The sequence below is a fragment of the Duganella sp. P38 genome (assembly GCF_050859475.1).
Lineage (GTDB): Bacteria > Pseudomonadota > Gammaproteobacteria > Burkholderiales > Burkholderiaceae_D > Rugamonas.
The window spans coordinates 402,182-419,774 of sequence record NZ_CP193936.1 but is presented as its reverse complement, the minus strand read 5'-3'; the positions used below and the strand labels follow the sequence as shown (position 1 = coordinate 419,774).

The 17,593-nt window shown below is 66.0% G+C and carries 18 protein-coding genes and 1 tRNA gene; 10 read left to right on the top strand and 9 right to left on the bottom strand.

Annotation, left to right across the window (positions count from 1 at the left end; translation table 11 throughout):
• Positions 1-115 precede the first annotated feature (115 nt).
• Positions 116-1,042: an acetylglutamate kinase gene (argB, locus tag ACRQ5J_RS01915; protein ID WP_432380903.1), complete on the top strand. Its 927-nt coding sequence runs from the start codon at positions 116-118 to the stop codon at positions 1,040-1,042.
• A gap of 46 nt (positions 1,043-1,088) precedes the next feature.
• Positions 1,089-1,163, top strand: a tRNA-Thr gene (locus tag ACRQ5J_RS01910).
• Positions 1,164-1,184: 21 nt separating this feature from the next.
• Here ACRQ5J_RS01910 and ACRQ5J_RS01905 read toward each other — a convergent pair.
• Complete coding sequence (locus tag ACRQ5J_RS01905; protein ID WP_432380902.1) at positions 1,185-2,084, bottom strand: TraB/GumN family protein; 900 nt, start codon at positions 2,082-2,084, stop codon at positions 1,185-1,187.
• Between ACRQ5J_RS01905 and ACRQ5J_RS01900 the strand changes: the two genes are divergently transcribed.
• Genes ACRQ5J_RS01900 through pabB form a run of 3 tightly spaced genes read left to right on the top strand, consistent with a single transcriptional unit; the run spans position 2,083 to position 5,310 of the window.
• Complete coding sequence (locus ACRQ5J_RS01900; protein WP_432380901.1) at positions 2,083-2,835, top strand: HAD-IA family hydrolase; 753 nt, start codon at positions 2,083-2,085, stop codon at positions 2,833-2,835. The genes ACRQ5J_RS01905 and ACRQ5J_RS01900 overlap by 2 nt on opposite strands.
• 25 nt (positions 2,836-2,860) lie before the next feature.
• On the top strand, positions 2,861-3,442 hold the full coding sequence (slmA, locus tag ACRQ5J_RS01895) for a nucleoid occlusion factor SlmA (protein ID WP_432380900.1): 582 nt from the start codon (positions 2,861-2,863) through the stop codon (positions 3,440-3,442).
• Positions 3,439-5,310 (top strand): aminodeoxychorismate synthase component I, encoded by a 1,872-nt coding sequence (pabB, locus tag ACRQ5J_RS01890; RefSeq protein WP_432380899.1) that lies wholly within the window; start codon positions 3,439-3,441, stop codon positions 5,308-5,310. Before slmA ends, pabB begins: the two co-directional genes overlap by 4 nt.
• On the opposite strand, the gene ACRQ5J_RS01885 is transcribed toward pabB, so the two are convergent.
• A complete protein-coding gene (locus ACRQ5J_RS01885) occupies positions 5,292-6,185 on the bottom strand; it encodes an AraC family transcriptional regulator (protein WP_432380898.1) in 894 nt (297 codons plus the stop codon). The genes pabB and ACRQ5J_RS01885 overlap by 19 nt on opposite strands.
• 117 nt (positions 6,186-6,302) lie before the next feature.
• On the opposite strand from ACRQ5J_RS01885, the gene ACRQ5J_RS01880 reads away from it, so the two are divergent.
• Positions 6,303-7,367 (top strand): aldo/keto reductase, encoded by a 1,065-nt coding sequence (locus ACRQ5J_RS01880; RefSeq protein ID WP_432380897.1) that lies wholly within the window; start codon positions 6,303-6,305, stop codon positions 7,365-7,367.
• 5 nt (positions 7,368-7,372) lie between these two features.
• On the opposite strand, the gene ACRQ5J_RS01875 is transcribed toward ACRQ5J_RS01880, so the two are convergent.
• Together ACRQ5J_RS01875 and ftrA are read right to left on the bottom strand one after the other, a co-directional pair.
• Positions 7,373-7,732, bottom strand: coding sequence for a DUF1428 domain-containing protein (locus tag ACRQ5J_RS01875; protein WP_432380896.1), 360 nt, complete (start codon positions 7,730-7,732; stop codon positions 7,373-7,375).
• A 25-nt stretch (positions 7,733-7,757) separates the two neighbouring features.
• A complete protein-coding gene (gene ftrA, locus ACRQ5J_RS01870; protein WP_432380895.1) occupies positions 7,758-8,711 on the bottom strand; it encodes a transcriptional regulator FtrA in 954 nt (317 codons plus the stop codon).
• Between the two features lie 91 nt (positions 8,712-8,802).
• Between ftrA and ACRQ5J_RS01865 the strand changes: the two genes are divergently transcribed.
• Together ACRQ5J_RS01865 and ACRQ5J_RS01860 are read left to right on the top strand one after the other, a co-directional pair.
• Positions 8,803-9,228, top strand: a complete 426-nt coding sequence (locus ACRQ5J_RS01865; protein WP_432380894.1) for a rhodanese-like domain-containing protein — start codon at positions 8,803-8,805, stop codon at positions 9,226-9,228.
• Positions 9,229-9,264: 36 nt separating this feature from the next.
• Positions 9,265-9,690 carry a hypothetical protein gene (locus tag ACRQ5J_RS01860; RefSeq protein WP_432380893.1) on the top strand — a complete coding sequence of 142 codons (426 nt, stop codon included), beginning with the start codon at positions 9,265-9,267 and terminating at the stop codon, positions 9,688-9,690.
• 2 nt (positions 9,691-9,692) lie between these two features.
• Here the strand turns inward: ACRQ5J_RS01860 and ACRQ5J_RS01855 are convergent, their stop codons facing one another.
• Positions 9,693-10,295: a glutathione peroxidase gene (locus ACRQ5J_RS01855; RefSeq protein WP_432380892.1), complete on the bottom strand. Its 603-nt coding sequence runs from the start codon at positions 10,293-10,295 to the stop codon at positions 9,693-9,695.
• Between the two features lie 192 nt (positions 10,296-10,487).
• Between ACRQ5J_RS01855 and ACRQ5J_RS01850 the strand changes: the two genes are divergently transcribed.
• Positions 10,488-11,477 (top strand): extracellular catalytic domain type 2 short-chain-length polyhydroxyalkanoate depolymerase, encoded by a 990-nt coding sequence (locus ACRQ5J_RS01850; RefSeq protein ID WP_432380891.1) that lies wholly within the window; start codon positions 10,488-10,490, stop codon positions 11,475-11,477.
• 21 nt (positions 11,478-11,498) lie between these two features.
• Here ACRQ5J_RS01850 and ACRQ5J_RS01845 read toward each other — a convergent pair whose 3' ends face one another.
• The 4 genes from ACRQ5J_RS01845 to ACRQ5J_RS01830 form a co-directional block, all read right to left on the bottom strand.
• The gene (locus ACRQ5J_RS01845) at positions 11,499-12,953 is read right to left on the bottom strand and encodes an NAD-dependent succinate-semialdehyde dehydrogenase (RefSeq protein ID WP_432380890.1); all 1,455 of its coding nucleotides are present in this window, start codon (positions 12,951-12,953) and stop codon (positions 11,499-11,501) included.
• Positions 12,954-12,965: 12 nt separating this feature from the next.
• The gene (locus tag ACRQ5J_RS01840) at positions 12,966-13,808 is read right to left on the bottom strand and encodes a PPK2 family polyphosphate kinase (protein WP_432380889.1); all 843 of its coding nucleotides are present in this window, start codon (positions 13,806-13,808) and stop codon (positions 12,966-12,968) included.
• A 126-nt stretch (positions 13,809-13,934) separates the two neighbouring features.
• Positions 13,935-15,545, bottom strand: a complete 1,611-nt coding sequence (locus ACRQ5J_RS01835) for an NAD(P)-binding protein (protein WP_432380888.1) — start codon at positions 15,543-15,545, stop codon at positions 13,935-13,937.
• Positions 15,545-17,056 carry a polyamine aminopropyltransferase gene (locus ACRQ5J_RS01830; RefSeq protein ID WP_432380887.1) on the bottom strand — a complete coding sequence of 504 codons (1,512 nt, stop codon included), beginning with the start codon at positions 17,054-17,056 and terminating at the stop codon, positions 15,545-15,547. Before ACRQ5J_RS01830 ends, ACRQ5J_RS01835 begins: the two co-directional genes overlap by 1 nt.
• A gap of 138 nt (positions 17,057-17,194) precedes the next feature.
• Here ACRQ5J_RS01830 and ACRQ5J_RS01825 point away from each other — a divergent pair, with 138 nt between their 5' ends.
• Positions 17,195-17,581 carry a DUF350 domain-containing protein gene (locus ACRQ5J_RS01825; protein ID WP_432380886.1) on the top strand — a complete coding sequence of 129 codons (387 nt, stop codon included), beginning with the start codon at positions 17,195-17,197 and terminating at the stop codon, positions 17,579-17,581.
• The last annotated feature ends 12 nt before the right edge of the window (positions 17,582-17,593 follow it).

Sequence of the window (17,593 nt, the reverse complement as noted above, 5' to 3'; positions counted from 1 at the left end):
TCGCCCCAGCGTAGCGGAGCTGGCGGGAAATTACAACCGGATGGCCCTATAATGCGTGCTTGAGTGCAGCCGCAGGCTGTAAAATTGCGCCCAAAATCTTTCTACCGGAATCGCCATGACCCAACTGACCAATCTGAACCTAGGCAATGACGCCGACGACCTGACCGCCGTTGAACCACGGATCAAGGCGCAAATTCTGGCGGAAGCGCTCCCCTACATCCGCAATTACCACGGCAAAACCATCGTCATCAAATACGGCGGCAACGCCATGACCGACGAACGCCTGAAACACGGCTTCGCGCGCGATGTCATTTTGCTCAAATTGGTCGGCATGAACCCGGTAGTCGTGCACGGCGGCGGTCCGCAAATCGACAACGCGCTGAAGAAAATCGGCAAGCAAGGCACCTTCGTCCAGGGCATGCGCATCACCGACGAGGAAACCATGGAAGTGGTGGAGTGGGTGCTGGGCGGCGAAGTGCAGCAGGACATCGTGATGTTGATTAATCACTACGGTGGCCAGGCGGTCGGCCTGACCGGCAAGGACGGCGGCCTGATCCGCGCGCGCAAGATGGCCATGCCGGACAAGGACAACCCGGGCCAGACGCTGGACATCGGCTTCGTCGGCGAAATCGACGCCATCAACCCGGCCGTGGTCAAGGCGCTGCAGGACGACGCCTTCATCCCGATCATCTCGCCGATCGGCTTCGGCCAGGACGGCCAGGCCTACAACATCAACGCCGACGTGGTCGCCGGCAAGATCGCCGAGATCCTGAAAGCCGAAAAACTGATCATGATGACCAACATCGCCGGCGTGCAGGACAAGCAGGGCAACCTGGTCACCGACCTGTCGGCGCGCGAAATCGATGAAATGTTCGCCGACGGCACGATTTCCGGCGGCATGCTGCCTAAAATTTCATCAGCCCTGGATGCTGCCAAGTCCGGCGTCAACACCGTCCACATCATCGACGGCCGCATTGAGCACTCTTTGTTGCTGGAAGTCTTGACCGAGCAAGCTTTTGGCACTATGATCCGGTCTCACTGAAAAAAGGCGGTTGCGCCGGAAATCGGTGAAACCGCCACATTTGTATGCCCTTGTAGCTCAGTGGTAGAGCACTCCCTTGGTAAGGGAGAGGCCACGTGTTCAATCCACGTCAAGGGCACCACTTCCGCAGCACCCTCCCCGCTTAGTAAATCCGTTCGACGCTCAGGCCGCGCTTGCGCAGCAGTTCCGGCACGCTCGTTTTGCCCACCAGGTGCAGCACGCCGATCGCCGCCACACTGTTGTTTTCGCGCCCCATCAGCTTGACGATGCCGTCGGCCAGCGCCGGGTTGCGGCCTTCGAGCAGCACCTTCTGCACGAAACGGCCGGAGAAGGTCGCGTCCTGCTCCGCCTTCAGCGCCAGCGCGTCCAGCGCGGCGGCGTCGGCGCTGCGCCAGGCCTGGGCGATCTGGCGCGCCTGGTCGGCCTGTTCCTGGTCCTCGATGCCGCTGATCGCCTCCTGCAGGAAGGTCAGCTGCTCGGCCGGCGTCATCTTGTCGAACAGCGCCATCTGGCCGTCGGCCGATTCCAGCTCGACCACCTTCTGGCCGGCCGCGTGCGCCTGTTTCGCCAGGTGGGCGTCCACCGCCAGCGCGGCGTCGTAGCCCTGCGCGGCGAACTCGCTCACCGTCAGCATGGTCGCCAGCAGCCAGGGCTTCATCGACGCGACCGCCTGCGGGTCGATGTTGTACTGCCTGAGCAGGCGCTCCAGCCGCTGGCGCCACGCCGGCGCCAGGCCAGACCAGCCCTTGGCGCTGAGGCCATGCTGCTGCACCGCGCGCGCCAGTTTTTGCGGATCGCCCAGCGGATCGATTTCCAGCGCCAGCACCGGCGCCTGCTTCAGCAGGTCGGCCAGGCGCGGCTCCAGCGGGTAGAAGTCCTTGGCGCCGACGTGGATGGTGCCGAACAAATACAGCGTCTGCCCGTGCTGCTGCACGTTGAACAGCGCGCCGCGGCTGGGCGCCGGGCCCGGCTCCGCCGCCCATGCGGAACCGAAGGCAAACAGGAACAAACTGCAGAACATCACTATAATCTGGCGCTGCATGATTTCCTTTGTTGGTAGAGATGACGTGAATATTACCCGCTCCTCGCCCGTGTGGCTGTTTGATCTCGATAACACCCTGCACAACGCTTCGCACGCCATCTTCCCCGCGATCATGGCCGGCATGAACAGCTATCTCGCGCGTCTGCTGGGAGATGGCGTGACGCCCGCCAGCGATGAACTGGTGAACGCCACGCGCACCCTGTACTGGCGGCGCTACGGCGCCACCACGCTGGGCGTGGTCAAGCACCACGGCGTCAAGGCCGCGCACTTTCTCGATGAAACCCACCGCTTCGACGACCTCCACGCCATGATCCGCGCCGAGCGCGGACTGCGCCAGCTGCTGCGCCGCCTGCCGGGCCGCAAAATTTTGCTGACCAACGCGCCGCACCGTTATTCGTCGCAGGTGCTCAGGCATCTGGGCCTGCAGCGGCACTTCAATCATCACATCGCGGTGGAGGCGATGACGGTGCACCGGCACATGCGCCCCAAGCCGTCGAAGCTGATGCTGCGCAAGCTGCTGCGCCGCCACCAGCTGACCGCGCGCCGCTGCGTGCTGGTGGAGGACACGCTGGCCAACCTGCGCAGCGCGCGCCAGCTCGGCATGCGCACCGCATGGGTCACGCAGTACCTCACCATCGGCGACACGGCCGGCCTGGCGCATCCGCAAAAACGGCTGATTCGCCCCGCTTATGTCGATGTCAAAGTAAAATCTGTCCGGAACCTGCCGTCACGCCTGCACCAGCTGCGCTGACCAACCCATTTAACCGCGAGATCATATGGCAAGCACACCGCCAGGCCAGCGCCGTTTGCAGATACTGCAGGCGCTGGCGGAGATGCTGGAACAACCCAAGGGCGAGAAGATCACCACCGCTGCGCTGGCGCGCAAGCTGGAGTTTTCCGAGGCGGCGCTGTACCGCCACTTCGCCAGCAAGGCGCAGATGTTCGAGGGCCTGATCGAGTTTATCGAATCGAGCGTGTTCGGCCTGATTAACCAGATCGCCGAGCGCCAGAGCGACGGCCTGGCGCAGGCGCGCGACATCACCGCCATGCTGCTCAATTTCGCCAGCCAGAATCCGGGCATGGCGCGGGTGCTGATCGGCGACGCCCTGGTCAACGAGGACGAGCGCCTGCAACTGCGCATGAACCAGTTCTACGACCGCGTCGAGTTGGCGCTGAAGCAGGCCTTGCGCCTGGCCGCCAGCGAAGGCCAGGCGCACGAGGCCGACACCGCCGCGCGCGCGGCGATGCTGACCAGCTTTGTCATCGGCCGCTGGCACCGTTACGCCAAGAGCGGCTTCAAAAACAATCCGTCGCAGGATGCGGCGCTGCATATCACCCTGCTGTTATCGCCGGCATGAACCCCGAAGTATTCGCGCTGCTGGACGACGCCAGCCCGGAAGCCACCGAGGCCGGCAGCCGCTCGCGCCTGTACACCGGCCACACCGCCACGCTGCGCTGCGACGACATCGCGCAATGGCCGTCGCTGCTGGCGCAGATGCAGGCGGCGCTGGCGCGCGGCGAATACGCCGTCAGCGTGTGCAGCTACGAGCTGGGCGCAGCGCTGCTGGGGCTGGCCCCGCGGGGCGCGCCCGCAGCTGCTGCCCCCATGCCGGCGGCGCGGCAAACCGGCGCGCCGCTGGCGCAGATCCTGCTGTTCAAGGAATGCGCGCGGCTGACCGCCGCCGAAGTTGGCGACTGGCTGGCCGCCCGCTCCTTCCCGATCGAACGGCCGGCCGGCGTGGCCAACCTCCGTCCCAACATCGATCAGCAAGCGTTCAGCGCGGCGCTGGCGCGCATTCACGACTACATCGCGGCCGGCGACACCTACCAGGTCAATTACACCTTCAGGCTGCGTTTTGACGCGTTTGGCGGCATCCACGCGCTGTATGCGCGCCTGCGCGGCCGCCAGCCGGTCCCCTACGGCGCGCTGATCGCGCTGGACGACGGCAGCGCCGTGCTGTCGCTGTCGCCCGAGCTGTTCGTGCGCCACGCCGGCGGCAAGCTGACGGCGCGGCCGATGAAGGGCACGGCGCCGGCGGCGCCGCCGGCGCGGCAGGCCGACAACAGCCAGCGCGCCGCCAGCCTCGCCGCCGATCCGAAAAACCGCGCCGAGAACCTGATGATCGTCGACCTGCTGCGCAACGACATCGCCCGCGTCGCCGTCACCGGCAGCGTGCAGGTGCCGGCATTGTTCGAGGTGCAGCGCTACGCCAGCGTGCTGCAAATGACCTCCACCATCACCGCGCAACTGCGCGACGACGCCACGCTGGCCGACATCTTCGACGCGCTCTACCCCTGCGGCTCGATCACCGGCGCGCCCAAGCGCCGCACCATGGAAATCATCGGCGAGCTGGAAGCGGACGCGCGCGGCGTCTACACCGGCGCCATCGGCTGGTTCGATCCGCGCGACGATGGCAGGGTCGGCGACTTCTGCATGTCGGTCCCGATCCGCACGCTGGCCTTGCAGCCGCCCGGCGCGGACGGCGTACGGCGCGGCGAAATGGGCGTCGGCGCCGGCATCGTCTTCGACAGCGACGCCGCCGGCGAATACGCCGAATGCAGCCTCAAGGCGCGCTTCCTCACCGGCCTGCAAAACGACTTCGAACTTTTCGAAACGATGCACGCCACGCCGGCCGCCGGCGTGCGTCACCGCGCGCGCCACCTGGCGCGCCTGGCCGCGTCGGCCGCCTACTTCGGCTTCCCCTGGGACCAGAAGGCGGCGCACGCCTATCTGGACGCTGCCTGCGCGATGCTGGCGCCGCTCCACGCGGCCTACCGCCTGCGACTTGCGCTCGCGCCCTCTGGCGCCTTCTCGGTGCAGCACGCGCCGCTGACGCCGCTGGCCGAACCGGTGCGCGTGCTGCTGGCCGGCGATAGCACCAGCAGCGCCGACCTGTTCCTGCGCCACAAAACCAGCGTCCGCCAGCGCTACGACGCCGCCTGGCGCGACGCCGAAGCCCAGGGCGCGTTCGACACGCTGTTCTTCAACGAGCGCGGCGAACTGACCGAAGGCGGCCGCAGCAACGTCTTCGTCCGCATCGGCGGCCAATGGCTGACGCCGCCGCTTAGCGCCGGCATCCTGCCCGGCGTGATGCGCGGCGTGCTGCTGGACGATCCGGACTGGCAGGCGCGCGAAGCCACCATCACCCGCGCCATGCTGCAGGCGGCCGACGAGATCATCGTCTGCAACGCCCTGCGCGGCGCGCTTCAGGCCACGCTGGCCTGACTGGCCGAGCGCAAGCGCCCGGCATCCCTGGCCGGCGGCACGCCAAACAGGCGCGCATAATCGCGGCTGAACTGTGACGGGCTGTCGTAGCCGACCAGGTAGCCGGCGTTGGCCGCGTCCAGCCCATCGCTCACCATCAGGCGCCGGGCTTCCTGCATCCGCAACTGGGTTCTGAATTCGAGTGGGCTCATGGCGGTCATGGCCTTGAAATGCTGGTGGAACGCCGAGCGGCTCATGCCGGCGACGCCGGCCAGATCATCGATCCGCCAGCCGTCCTTGAAATGCGCGCGCAGCCGCAGGATCGCGCGGGCGATCTGGCTCTGCCGGCTATCCGATTGCGTCATCGCGCAGATGGCGCCGCCACTGGGGCCGGTCAGCAGGCGGTACAGAATTTCGCGCAGGGCCAGCGGCGCCAGCGCGGCGATATCGTCCGGCGTATCGAGCAAGGCGACCAGCCGCGTGGCCGCGTCCAGCAAGCCGGGCGTCATCTGATTGAGCGTCAGGCCGGTCGTCGGCGCGCTGGCGGCCGGGCGCGGATAGCTCAGCGCCAGTTCGCCCAGTTGCGCCGGGTCCAGATCGAGCTGAACGCTCATGTAGGGCTGCGCTTGGCTCGCCTCGATGACCGTGCCCATCACCGCCAACCCGACCGACGCCACCAGATAGCTGCTCGGGTCGTAGTGGAACACGCTGGCGCCCAGCGTGGCGCGCTTGCGGCCCTGCGCGACAAAGCAGGCGGTCGGCTCGTACACCACCGGCATCGGCATCGTCGGCGCGGCGCACCGGATCAGCTTCAGGCCCGGAATGGCGCAGGCAAACGTGCCATCTTCTGGCGCGTGACGGGCAATTGCATCGCGGAATGATTCAAGATGGGCCATAAGCCATTATGTGCACATCCGGACGATCGTGCAAGCATGACGGGAAATCATGCTACCGCGGCAGGGGCCGGAATGCCGACAATCGTTGTCATCGCAACCCTTCGAGGAGATTTCAGCATGACGACCCAACTTGACCACTACCGCCTGCTCGGCCGTTCCGGCCTGCGCGTCGCGCCGCTGTCGCTGGGCACGATGACCTTCGGTTCCGACTGGGGCTGGGGCGCCGACGATGCCGAAGCGCGGCGCATCTTCGACGCTTATGTCGACCGCGGCGGCAACTTCATCGACACCTCGGTCAACTACACCAATGGCGCCTCCGAGCGCATCCTCGGCGGCTTCGCCAGGGACAAGCGCGAGCGCCTGGTGCTGGCCACCAAGTTCACCATGGCGCGCGATGCGGCCAACATCAACTCCGGCGGCAATCACCGCTATAACCTGGTGCGCTCGGTCGAAACCAGCCTGCGCCAGCTCGACACCGACCGCATCGACCTGCTGTACCTGCACGCCTGGGACTTTACCACCCGCCCGGACGAGGTGATGCGCGCCCTGGACGATCTGGTGCGCGCGGGCAAGGTGCTGTATCTGGGCATCTGCAACACGCCGGCCTGGCGGGTGGCCGAGTTGCAGACGCTGGCCGACCTGCGCGGCTGGTCGCCGCTGGTGGCGCTGCAAATCGAATACAGCCTGGTGGAGCGCACCGTCGAGCACGAACTGCTGCCGATGGCGCAAGCGATGGGACTGGGCGTGCTGCCATGGTCGCCGCTGGGCGGCGGCATCCTGACCGGCAAGTACAGCCGCAAAGACCTGTCCGATGACAACGGCGCCGATGTCGCCAGCGACCGCAAGGGTGTGATCGCCTCCACCGGCCATCTGAACCAGCGCTCGCTCGATATCGCCGGGGTGGTGGGGCAGGTCGCCGCCGAGCTGGGCGTATCGCGCTCGCAAGTGGCCATCGCCTGGACGCTGGCGCAGCCGGCCGTCGTCTCGCCGATCCTCGGCGCGCGCACGGCGGCCCAGGCCGAAGACAACCTGGGGGCGCTGGACGTGGTGCTCAGCGACGACCAGCTGGCGCGCCTGAACGCCGCCAGCGCGCCGGCGCCGATCTTCCCGGAACGCTTCATCGGCCGGCCGATGGCGCAGCAGCTGATCTTCGGCGCCGCACAGGTGACCCAGCGCCGCTGAGGGCCTTACAGGTCGACGATCATCTCGAACCCGCCGTACACCAGGCGCTTGCCGTCGAACGGCATGCCGGCGGGGTCCATGAAGGCGGCCAGGCGCGGGTCTTTCATGACCTTGTCGTTGATCTCGTCGCGCTTCGCGCGCGATTCGTAGACGATCCACGAAAACACCACCACTTCATCGTCCTGCAAGTTCACGCTTTGCGGGAAGGAGGTCAGCTTGCCGGGCTTGACGTCGTCGGCCACCGTTTCCCGGAACTCCAGCGCGCCGTGTTCCTTCCACACGGCGCCGCACGCCAGCGCCATCTTCTTGTACGCCTCAAGATTGTTCCTGGGCACGGGTGTCACAAAACCGTCAACGTATGCCATAGCAGCCTCCCTGATGGTGAGGCGTTTAGCGTAGCACGAAGCGTTTGCGGTAAGCGCCCGGTGTGGTGGCGGTGAGACGGCGGAAATGGTGGCGCAAGCTTTCCTCGGAACCGAAGCCGGCGCGCTCGGCAATCTGCGCCAGCGGCACCTCCGGCTCCTCCAGCATGTCCTTGACGATGGCGACCCGTTCGCGGATCAGCCATTCCACCGGGCCGAGTCCGGTGGCTTGCTGGAACTGGCGCTGCAAGGTGCGCGGACTCATGGCCGCGCGCCCGGCCATGCTGGCCACCGTGTGCGGCTGCGCCGGATGGCTGCGCAGCCAGTCCATCAGCCGCGACAGCCGGCCCTGCTCGCCCTGCGCCATCGGACGCGGCAGGAACTGCGCCTGCCCGCCCTCGCGATGCGGCGCCACCACCAGCCGCTGCGCCACCCGGTTGCCGACCTTGGCGCCATGATCGCGCCGCACCAGGTGCAGCAGCATGTCCAGCCCGGCAGCCGAGCCGGCGGCGGTGATAACTTGCCCGTTATCCACATACAAGTGATCGGGCTGCACCTCGATGCGCGGATAGCGTTGCGCCAGGCGGTCGGCGTAGCGCCAGTGCGTGGTGGCGCGCTGGCCGTCCAGCACGCCGGCGGCGGCCAGCACGAAGACGCCCGAGCAGATCGAGCACAGGCGCGCGCCGCGCGCGTGGGCCGCGCGTATCCACGCCAGCAGTTGCGGCGGCGGCGGTTCGTCGGCATCGCGCCAGCCGGGGATGACGATGGTGTCGGCGCGCGCCAGCAGTTCCGGCGCATACGGCGCCTGCAGCGTGACGCCGCCAGCCGCGCGGATCGGCCCCTGCTCCACCGCGCAGACGGCGAAGTCGTACCAGTCGACGCCCAGCTCGGGGCGTTCCAGCGCGAACAGTTCGACCGTACAGCCGAACTCGAACGTGCACAGGCGGTCGTAGGCCAGCGCCACAACGAGGTGTTTTTTCATGGCGCAATCTTACCGTAGATTGGCATACGCGCCACTTCTGGCGCCGACGGCGCGGCCGCACAATGAGCGCTCCACCTCACAGGAGAAACCGATGTCCGTCGTTACCGCCGTTCCCGCCGCCGACAGCGCTGCCGCGCTGGCCCACTTTGAAGCCGCCTTCCGCTACGAAACCGACTGCTGGGACGTGCACGACGCCCTCGCCGGCGGCCGGCAGGACTTCGTGCTGCTCGACGTGCGCGGCACGGAAAAATACGCAGCCGGCCACGTGCCCGGCGCGCTCGACCTGGCGCACCGCAAGATCATCGCCTCGAAGCTCGCCGGCTTCCCGGCCGACACGCTGTTCGTGGTGTATTGCGCCGGCCCGCACTGCAACGGCGCGGCGCGCGCCGCCGTGCGGCTGGCGCAACTGGGCCGGCCGGTCAAGCTGATGACCGGCGGCATCACCGGCTGGCGCGATGAAGGCTTTGCCCTGACCAGCGCCGCAAACGTACGCGACAATCCGCCGGCGACGCTATAGACTGCGGCTGTCTGTCACGGAAGGGAAGGATGAGCAATGCACAACACATGCAAACGATGGGCGGCATTCGCCATGCTGATGGCGGCCGCCGGCATGGCGGCCGCGGCCAGCCCGAAATCCGGCGGCGTGTATCGTTTGAAGCATGGCATCTATGTTGCGGAAGGCTCGGAGTGCCGCGCGCCGGCCAACGCCGCCATCCGCAGCTATGACGGCAAGGGCATTTCCACCGCCCACACCCGCGCCTGCAAGGCCAAGGTCGGCAAGCGCCGCGGCAGCGTCTACACGGTGGCGCAGTCGTGCATCGACGCCGGCGCCGGCATCGCGCCGCGCCGGATTCAGCACCAGCAGGTGACGGTGAAAAATTCGTCGACCTTCACGCAGGATATCGCCGGCAACGTCACCACCTACCACTATTGCCCGGTCAGGCAGTTGCCGCCCGAGCTGCGCCAGGCCGCGCGCTAAGCTCAGGAGCCCAGCGCCTTTTCGATGGCGCCGACCAGTTGCTTGTCACCCGGCGTGACCTTGCTGCCGAAGTTGTTCACCACATTGCCGTGGCGGTCGATCAGGTACTTGTGGAAGTTCCACGCCGGCGCCTTGCCGGTCGCCTTGATCAGGCTGGCGAACAGCGGGTTGGGCTCCTTGCCCGACACCACGGACTTGGCGAACATCGGGAATTTCACGCCGTAGGTGTTGTAGCAGAAATCGGCGATTTCCTTGCTGCTGCCCGGCTCCTGCTGGCCGAAGTCGTTCGACGGGAAGCCCAGCACCACCAGGCCTTTGCTGCCGTATTTGGCGTACAGGCCTTCCAGGCCTTCGTACTGGTTGGTGAAGCCGCAGTAGCTGGCGGTGTTGACCACCAGGATCACCTTGCCGGCGTACTGGCACAGGTCCTGCGGCGCGTCGTCCTGCAGGCGCTTGAAGGATTGCTTGAGGATGGCCGGGCAACTGACCGGCGCCGACGCCACGGCGGCGGCTGGCGCGGCAGCAGCTGGCGCTTGCGCAAACGCGGAGGCGCTGGCCAGCACGGTCAGCGAGGAGACGAGGCACAGGGCGAAGGTTTTGGACATGGTGTCGGGCTGGAAAGAATGGAAAAAAATCCATTCTAGTCCAATTTAGTTCCCATCGCACGATTGGCCTGGATTAAGCAAAATGCGCCCCGCCGGCATATCGTCATTCCCGCGCAGGCGGGAATCCATGGACCGCGTAAAGGCCGTCTCAGCATGGGTTCCCGCCTGCGCGCGAACGACGGGGAGGCGGTCATGCGAAAACTATGGCTATGTATATTGTTGTGGACCGGCGCCGCGCAGGCGCAAGTGGTGCCGCTGCCGGCGCTGCGCGCGCAGCAGGTCAGCGTGTCCGGCCTCTCGTCCGGCGCCTACATGGCGGTGCAGTTCGAGGTGGCCTTCTCGCGCACGGTGATCGGCGCCGGCATCATCGCCGGCGGTCCGTATTTCTGCGCGCAGGGCAGCGTGTTCACCGCCACCACCACCTGTAGCTGCAACGAAGAATTATTCTCCTGCCGCGTGCGTCCCGGCGGCACCCGCGTACAGAACCTGATCGCCATCACCGACTGGTTCGCCGCCATGCAGACCATCGACCCGACCAGCGCGCTGGCCGGCCACCGCATCTGGATGTTCTCCGGCACGCTGGACAGCGTGGTGCCGCAGGCGGTCAGCAACGACCTGCTGACTTACTACCGCCATTACATCGACGCCAACCGCATCGCCTACAAGCGCAACCTCGCGGCCGAACACGCGATGCCCACCGACAGCTATGGCAACGCCTGCTCGGTGCTGGGCTCACCCTACATCAACAACTGCAACTACGACGCCGCCGGCGAATTGCTGAACTGGATCTACGGCCCACTGGCCGCGCGCAGCGCCAGCCTGGCCGGCCGCTTCATCGCCTTCGACCAATCGGAGTTCATCGCGCTGCCGACTTGGCACGGCATGGCGGACGTGGGCTATCTGTACATTCCGCCGTCGTGCGAAAGCGGCGGCGGCTGCCGGCTGCACGTGGCCTTCCACGGCTGCCAGCAAAGCCCGGACCACATCGGCGCCCAGTTTGTGCGCCGCGCCGGCTACAACGCCTGGGCCGACAACAACCGATTGCTGATCCTGTATCCGCAAACCTCGGCCACCCTGGCCAATCCGAAGGCGTGCTGGGACTGGTGGGCGCACGACGACACGCGCTACGCGCAAAAACAGGCCGCCAGATGGCGGCCGTCAAGCGCATGGTGGACCGCCTGAGCGGCGGCGCCGCCATCGCCCTTATATGCCGCCGAGGCAGATGTATTTGACCACCAGGTAATCCTCGATGCCGAGGTGCGAGCCCTCGCGCCCCAGGCCGGACTGCTTGACGCCGCCGAACGGCGCCACCTCGGTGGAAATCAGGCCGGTGTTGACGCCGACCATGCCGCTTTCCAGCCCCTCGGCCACGCGCCAGATGCGGCCGACGTCGCGCGAATAGAAGTAGCTGGCCAGGCCGAATTCGGTGTTGTTGGCCAGCGCGACCGCTTCCTCGTCGGTGGTGAAGCGGAACAGCGGCGCCAGCGGGCCGAAGGTTTCCTCCCTGGCCACCAGCATGTCGTCGCTGACATCGGCGATCACGGTCGGCTGGAAGAAGCTGTGGCCCAGCGCGTGACGCTTGCCGCCCAACAGCAGGCGGCCGCCTTTGGCCAGCGCATCGGCCACGTGCTGCTCGACTTTTTCCACCGCCTTGGCGTCGATCAGCGGCCCTTGCGTCACGCCCTCCTCGACGCCGTTGCCGACCTTGAGCTTTTCCACCGCCGCCACCAGCTTGTGCGCGAACGCCTCGTACACGCCATCCTGCACGTAGATGCGGTTGGCGCACACGCAGGTCTGGCCGGCGTTGCGGTACTTGGAGGCGATGGCGCCTTCGACCGCCGCATCCAGATCGGCATCGTCGAACACGATGAACGGCGCGTTGCCGCCCAGTTCCAGCGACAGCTTCTTGATGGTCGGCGCGCTCTGCTCCATCAGCAGGCGGCCCACTTCGGTGGAACCGGTGAAGGTCAGCTTGCGCACCACCGGATTGGCGGTCATCTCGCCGCCGATATCCTTCGACTTGCCGGTCAACACGCTGAACACGCCGGGCGGCACGCCGGCCCGTTCGGCCAATACCGCCAGCGCCAGCGCGCTGTACGGCGTGGCCTCGGCCGGCTTGAGCACCATCGGGCAACCGGCCGCCAGCGCCGGCCCGGCCTTGCGGGTGATCATCGCGATCGGGAAGTTCCATGGCGTGATGGCGGCGCACACGCCGATCGGTTCCTTGGTCACCAGGATGCGGCGGTCCGGCCATGGCGACGCCAGCGTGTCGCCGGCCACGCGCTTGGCCTGCTCGCCAAACCACTCGATGAACGAGGCCCCATACGCCACCTCGCCGCGCGACTCGGTCAGCGGCTTGCCCTGCTCGGCCGTCATCAGCAGCGCCAGGTCGTCGGTGTTTTCAAGGATCAGGTCATTCCACTTGCGCAGGATGCGCGCGCGCTCGACGGCCGGCTTCTTGCGCCACGCCGGCCAGGCGGCGTTGGCGGCGTCGATGGCGCGCCTGGTTTCGGCGGCGCCCATCACCGGCACGGTGCCGATTTGTTCGCCGGTGGCGGGATTGGTGACAGGCAGCGTCTTGCCGCTGTCGGCGTCAGTCCATTCGCCGTTGATATAGGCCTGCTGGCGCAGCAGGCTCGCGTCTTTCAATTGCAGCATCAGGCATTCTCCTTACTCCACGGTGAAGGACGACAGGTCCGGATGCGGCGGCGGGTAACTCAGCTCCATGCCTTCCAGCGTCTCCAGCAGCAGGCTGGCGATCACCAGGTTGCGATGGACCTTGGAGTTGGCCGGCACCACATACCACGGCGCGTGCGGCGCGTCCGTCTCGCGGATCGCCTTTTCATAGGCGCGCTGGTAGTCGTCCCACTTTTCGCGTTGCTTGATATCTTCCGGATTGAATTTCCACTGCTTGTCCGGGTCGTCCAGTCGTTCCTGCAGGCGCTCGCGCTGTTCCTCCTTCGAGATATGCAGGAACACCTTGATGATGACTGTACCGGTTTCCGCCAGCATGCGCTCGAAATCGCGGATCTGTGCGTAACGTCGCGCACATTCGTCGTCATCGATCCAGCCCTGCACCCTGGTGATCAGCACATCCTCGTAGTGGCTGCGGTTGAAGATGGCGATCTCGCCGTCAACCGGAACGTGCTGGTGGATGCGCCACAGGTAATCGTGCGCCAGGTCATTGGAGGTGGGCGCCTTGAAGGCCACCGCGCGCAAGCCCATCGGGTTGATGCCCTTGAACAGCGCGCGCACGGCGCCGTCCTTGCCGGCGGTGTCCGTACCTTGCAGCACCAGCAGCACCTTCTGCTTGTGCTGCGCGTACAGCTTGTCCTGCAAGGCCGAGATGCGCTCGATCAGCGCGGCGGTGCGTTCCAGGTCCAGCGTCTTGGCGCGCGATTTGCCGAGCTTGGGGTTGGCGGCGCGGGTCGAGAACGCGGTGTCGTCGGCGTCCTTGTCTCGCAGCTTGAGTTTGTGGGTGGCGCGAAAGCGCTCGCGGGCATTATGGGTCATGGATTCAGCATAGCACTTTGACGCCGACCGTGCCGCCACCCACCCGTCGTTCCCGCGCAGGCGGGAACCCATGCTGAGATGGCAGGCACGCGGCCTATGGGTTCCCGCCTGCGCGGGAACGACGGGCTACCGGGCCGCCAGGCCGCCGGCGCGAATGCCCCACCAAGCCGCCTCCTCAAACACCGAAAACCCCGACAAGTCAGCGTGCGCAAACAGAATCGGCCCGTCCACCTCGCGCAGCGCCTTCATGCCGGCGTTGCTGCGGAAGTTAGGCCACGGCACCGCCATCGCATGGCCGCGCAGCGTGATATCGACCCGCTCGACGCAAGAGGCGAACTGTCCGCCGTAGGCAGTTTTCAAATCGGCGCTGGCCAGCGCCAGCAGCTCCTCCGGCCTGGCGGACGCCATCCAGTGACGCGCGCTGCTGGCCTTGCGGTCGGACAGCGCCACATAAGCGCTGAACACCGTCTTCGGCGGCGGCTGCACACGGATATCCTGATGCGTCGAAACCACGTAGCCCAGTCCCGGCTCGCTATACACCACGTTGTCCCAGGACAGCGGCTGGCTCGGCAACTCTTCGGGGAAGCGCTTGAGCAGGAAGTTCGCCACCATCCACGGCGCGTACTCCGGCGCGTGCCTGGCCGCGTCGAAACCATATGCGCCGATGTTATCCACAACCCGCGCGGCCACATAGGTCGGCATGGCGCAAATGGCTTTACGGGCGCGCACCAGATAGCTGGCCGGCTTACCGTTTTCCAGCTTGAAGCACAGCGCCTCGACACCCTCCGCCGTTTTCTTCAGCGACACGGCAGTGCCGGCCATGCGCCTGACCGCCGCCAGCTTCTCGATGCCGGCAACCAGCGGCTGCAAGCCGCCCGGCCATGTCAGCCAGGCGCCGTCGCCGGCGTTGGCCGCCTGTCCCCAGCGGCTGCAATAGTAGTGCAGGCCCGCCCAGGCGGACACCTTGTCGTAGCGGGTGCCGTAGTCGTCGCGGCAGCAGTAGTTCAGATACCAGTGCAGTGTCGGCGACTTGTAGCCGTTTTGCTCCATCCACTGCTTGAGCGTGATGCGGTCCAGTGCCAGCCACTCCGGATCTTCCGACGACATCACGGTCGGGAAGACGAACACGCGGCGGCCATCCCGGCCATGCATCTGGCGCAAGCGGTGCACCTCATCGAAGAAGCGCTTGTGCTCATCGAGCTCCCACTGCGCCACGCCTTCCGTGGGAATAAAGCCTTCCTGCCAATGGCCGTTGTGCAGCAGGCGCTCTTCCGGCGCGTGCAGGATGAAGCGCTCGTCGTAGCGAGGCTTTTCGCCGTAGGGATCTTGCTGGATGATGCCAAGGTCCGCGAGGATTTCGCGCACGTGCACGGATTCCGGCGACGGCAGCGGCAGATAGTGCGCGCCGGTCGGGTACTCGTATTCGCCGAAGGCGCCGCCGGCCGCGTTGCCGTAGGGCTGCGGGCCGTCAATCATCAGCACATCGTGCTTGCCGAGCTTTTTCAGCTTCCACGCGGCGGTAAGCCCGGAAACGCCGGAACCGAGTATCGCCACATCGGTGTGGATAACTTGCGATGGCGCTGGCAGCGCGCGCTGGTCGCGCAGGAAGTGGCCCTCGTCGCGGCCGACGTAGTGCAGCGTGGGCGTGACCTCCTGCCAGCGCTGGAACGCCAGCCCGCTGCCGGCCACCGTGGCGCCGGTGGCGCCGGCCCAGACCAGGAAAGAACGGCGCAACATCAGCGGATCACCTGGCGCCAGTCCTGCTCGAATTCGTGCACGAGCGACTGGGTGTTGAGACGATTGGGCGCCATCGGCAGCGGCTTCATGTCCGGCGGGAAGATGAACATCTCGCGCGTAGTGTCGGCGTTCAGGTAGCGCATCGGCAGGCGGTAGCTGGCCGGTGGCGTGTACGCCGCCTGCGGCGAAGCCAGGATGAAGCCCCATTCGCCGAACGACGGCACATAGGCGTGATAAGGCCAGGTCTTCATGCCGACATCGCGCAGCGTGGCGTCGATGGTCCAGTAGGCGTGCGGCGCGAAGAACGGCGAGGTCGATTGCACCGTCATCAAGCCATTGGCCGCCAGGTGCTTGCGCACCATGCCGTAGAACGGCACCGAATACAGCTTGCCCAGCGCGAAACTGGACGGATCGGGGAAGTCGACGATGACCGCGTCGAACATATCGTCGTTGTGCTGAAGCCAGATGGCCGCGTCGGCGTTGATCACGCGCACGCGCTTGTCGCTGAAGGAGCCGTGATTGAGCTTGACCAGTTCCGCGCGCTGGGTGAAGGCGGCCGTCATGGCCGGATCCAGATCAACCAGCGTGACGTGTTCGATATTCTTGTAGCGCAGGATCTCGCGCAGCGCCAGGCCGTCGCCGCCGCCCAGCACCAGCACGCGCCTGGCCCACGGCAGCGCCTCCAACACCGGATGCACCAGCGCCTCGTGATAACGGTACTCGTCGCGCGACGAGAATTGCAGGTTGCCGTTGATGTACAAGCGCGTATCGTCCTTCCAGCGCGTGATGACCAGCCGTTGATACGGCGTGGTGGTGGCGTAGACGATTTCGTCGCCGAACAGGCCATGCTCGCCCCAGTGCGTCAGCTTGTCGGCAAAGGCGAAGCCGAACACCAGCACGCACAGCACCGCGCTGGCGCGCAGCATGCGGCCGGTGACGTTTTTCAGCTCTGCGCGAAACACGCTGATGGTCCACAGGGCCACGCCGACATTCAGCATGCCGAACATGAAGCCGGTGCGCACCAGCCCCAGATACGGCGCCAGCACCAGCGGGAACAGCACCGACACCGCCAGCGCGCCCAGATAGTCGAAGGTCAGCACCTTGCTGACCAGCTCATTGAATTCGGTCTGGCGCGCGTTCAGCGCGCGCATCACCAGCGGCACCTCCATGCCGACAAACGCGCCGACCAGGAACACCATCGTGTACAGCATGGTGCGGAACGGCGCCGTCATCCACGAGAAGGTGAGGAACAGCACCGCCGCCGACAGCCCACCCACCAGGCCCACCGCCAGCTCGATATCGACGAAGCGCGCCAGCACGTCTTCATCCTTCACATACTTGGAGAAGTGCGCGCCGACACCCATCGCAAACAGGTAGCATCCGATAATCGTGGAAAATTGCAGCACCGAATCGCCCAGCAAATAACTGGAGAGCGCGCCGGCGATCAGTTCATATGCCAGTCCGCAGGAGGCCACCACGAAAACCGACAGAATCAGAATTTTTTTGTTCATTTCTATCTGTTTGCATTAATATTAAACTAAACATTTTATTATCCGTCATTCCCGCGCAGGCGGGAATCCATACCGAGCGGCCAGGCACGCCGTCCATGGATTCCCGCCCGCGCGGGAATGACGCTACCGGAGTGCGCCGTGCCCGCCGTCCTGAATTATCTGATCCACCTGCTACTGGCCGCCCTGCTGCTGGCCGTGTTCTTCAAAGCCTACACGTGGATGACGCCTTACGACGAGGTGAAGCTGATCCGCGAGGGCAATCACGCGGCCGCGCTATCGCTGGGCGGGGCGCTGATAGGTTTTTCCATCACCATCGGCTCGGCGCTGATGCATACGCTGGACTACCAGCAGTTCTTCGCCTGGGCCTTCGGCGCCATGGTGATCCAGGGCCTGGCCTACGCCATCACCACGCGCGTGCTGAACATGGCCAAAGACCAGATTGAAGCGAACAACGGCGCCTTCGGCGGCCTGCTGGGCGCGATTTCCATTTCCATCGGCGTCATCAACGGCGCCTGCATTTCCTAAGCGAGGACCATC

Excerpts from the sequence above, each read along its gene's own strand:
- ACRQ5J_RS01855 (WP_432380892.1), bottom strand. The coding sequence starts at position 10,295 with ATGTCCAAAACCTTCGCCCTGTGCCTCGTCTCCTCGCTGACCGTGCTG.
- ACRQ5J_RS01835 (WP_432380888.1), bottom strand. The coding sequence starts at position 15,545 with ATGTTGCGCCGTTCTTTCCTGGTCTGGGCCGGCGCCACCGGCGCCACG.
- ACRQ5J_RS01845 (WP_432380890.1), bottom strand. The coding sequence starts at position 12,953 with ATGCTGCAATTGAAAGACGCGAGCCTGCTGCGCCAGCAGGCCTATATC.
- ACRQ5J_RS01875 (WP_432380896.1), bottom strand. The coding sequence starts at position 7,732 with ATGGCATACGTTGACGGTTTTGTGACACCCGTGCCCAGGAACAATCTT.
- ACRQ5J_RS01900 (WP_432380901.1), top strand. The coding sequence starts at position 2,083 with ATGATTTCCTTTGTTGGTAGAGATGACGTGAATATTACCCGCTCCTCG.
- ACRQ5J_RS01840 (WP_432380889.1), bottom strand. The coding sequence starts at position 13,808 with ATGACCCATAATGCCCGCGAGCGCTTTCGCGCCACCCACAAACTCAAG.
- ACRQ5J_RS01905 (WP_432380902.1), bottom strand. The coding sequence starts at position 2,084 with ATGCAGCGCCAGATTATAGTGATGTTCTGCAGTTTGTTCCTGTTTGCC.
- ACRQ5J_RS01830 (WP_432380887.1), bottom strand. The coding sequence starts at position 17,056 with ATGAACAAAAAAATTCTGATTCTGTCGGTTTTCGTGGTGGCCTCCTGC.
- pabB (WP_432380899.1), top strand. The coding sequence starts at position 3,439 with ATGAACCCCGAAGTATTCGCGCTGCTGGACGACGCCAGCCCGGAAGCC.
- slmA (WP_432380900.1), top strand. The coding sequence starts at position 2,861 with ATGGCAAGCACACCGCCAGGCCAGCGCCGTTTGCAGATACTGCAGGCG.
- ACRQ5J_RS01850 (WP_432380891.1), top strand. The coding sequence starts at position 10,488 with ATGCGAAAACTATGGCTATGTATATTGTTGTGGACCGGCGCCGCGCAG.
- argB (WP_432380903.1), top strand. The coding sequence starts at position 116 with ATGACCCAACTGACCAATCTGAACCTAGGCAATGACGCCGACGACCTG.
- ACRQ5J_RS01885 (WP_432380898.1), bottom strand. The coding sequence starts at position 6,185 with ATGGCCCATCTTGAATCATTCCGCGATGCAATTGCCCGTCACGCGCCA.
- ftrA (WP_432380895.1), bottom strand. The coding sequence starts at position 8,711 with ATGAAAAAACACCTCGTTGTGGCGCTGGCCTACGACCGCCTGTGCACG.
- ACRQ5J_RS01880 (WP_432380897.1), top strand. The coding sequence starts at position 6,303 with ATGACGACCCAACTTGACCACTACCGCCTGCTCGGCCGTTCCGGCCTG.
- ACRQ5J_RS01865 (WP_432380894.1), top strand. The coding sequence starts at position 8,803 with ATGTCCGTCGTTACCGCCGTTCCCGCCGCCGACAGCGCTGCCGCGCTG.
- ACRQ5J_RS01860 (WP_432380893.1), top strand. The coding sequence starts at position 9,265 with ATGCACAACACATGCAAACGATGGGCGGCATTCGCCATGCTGATGGCG.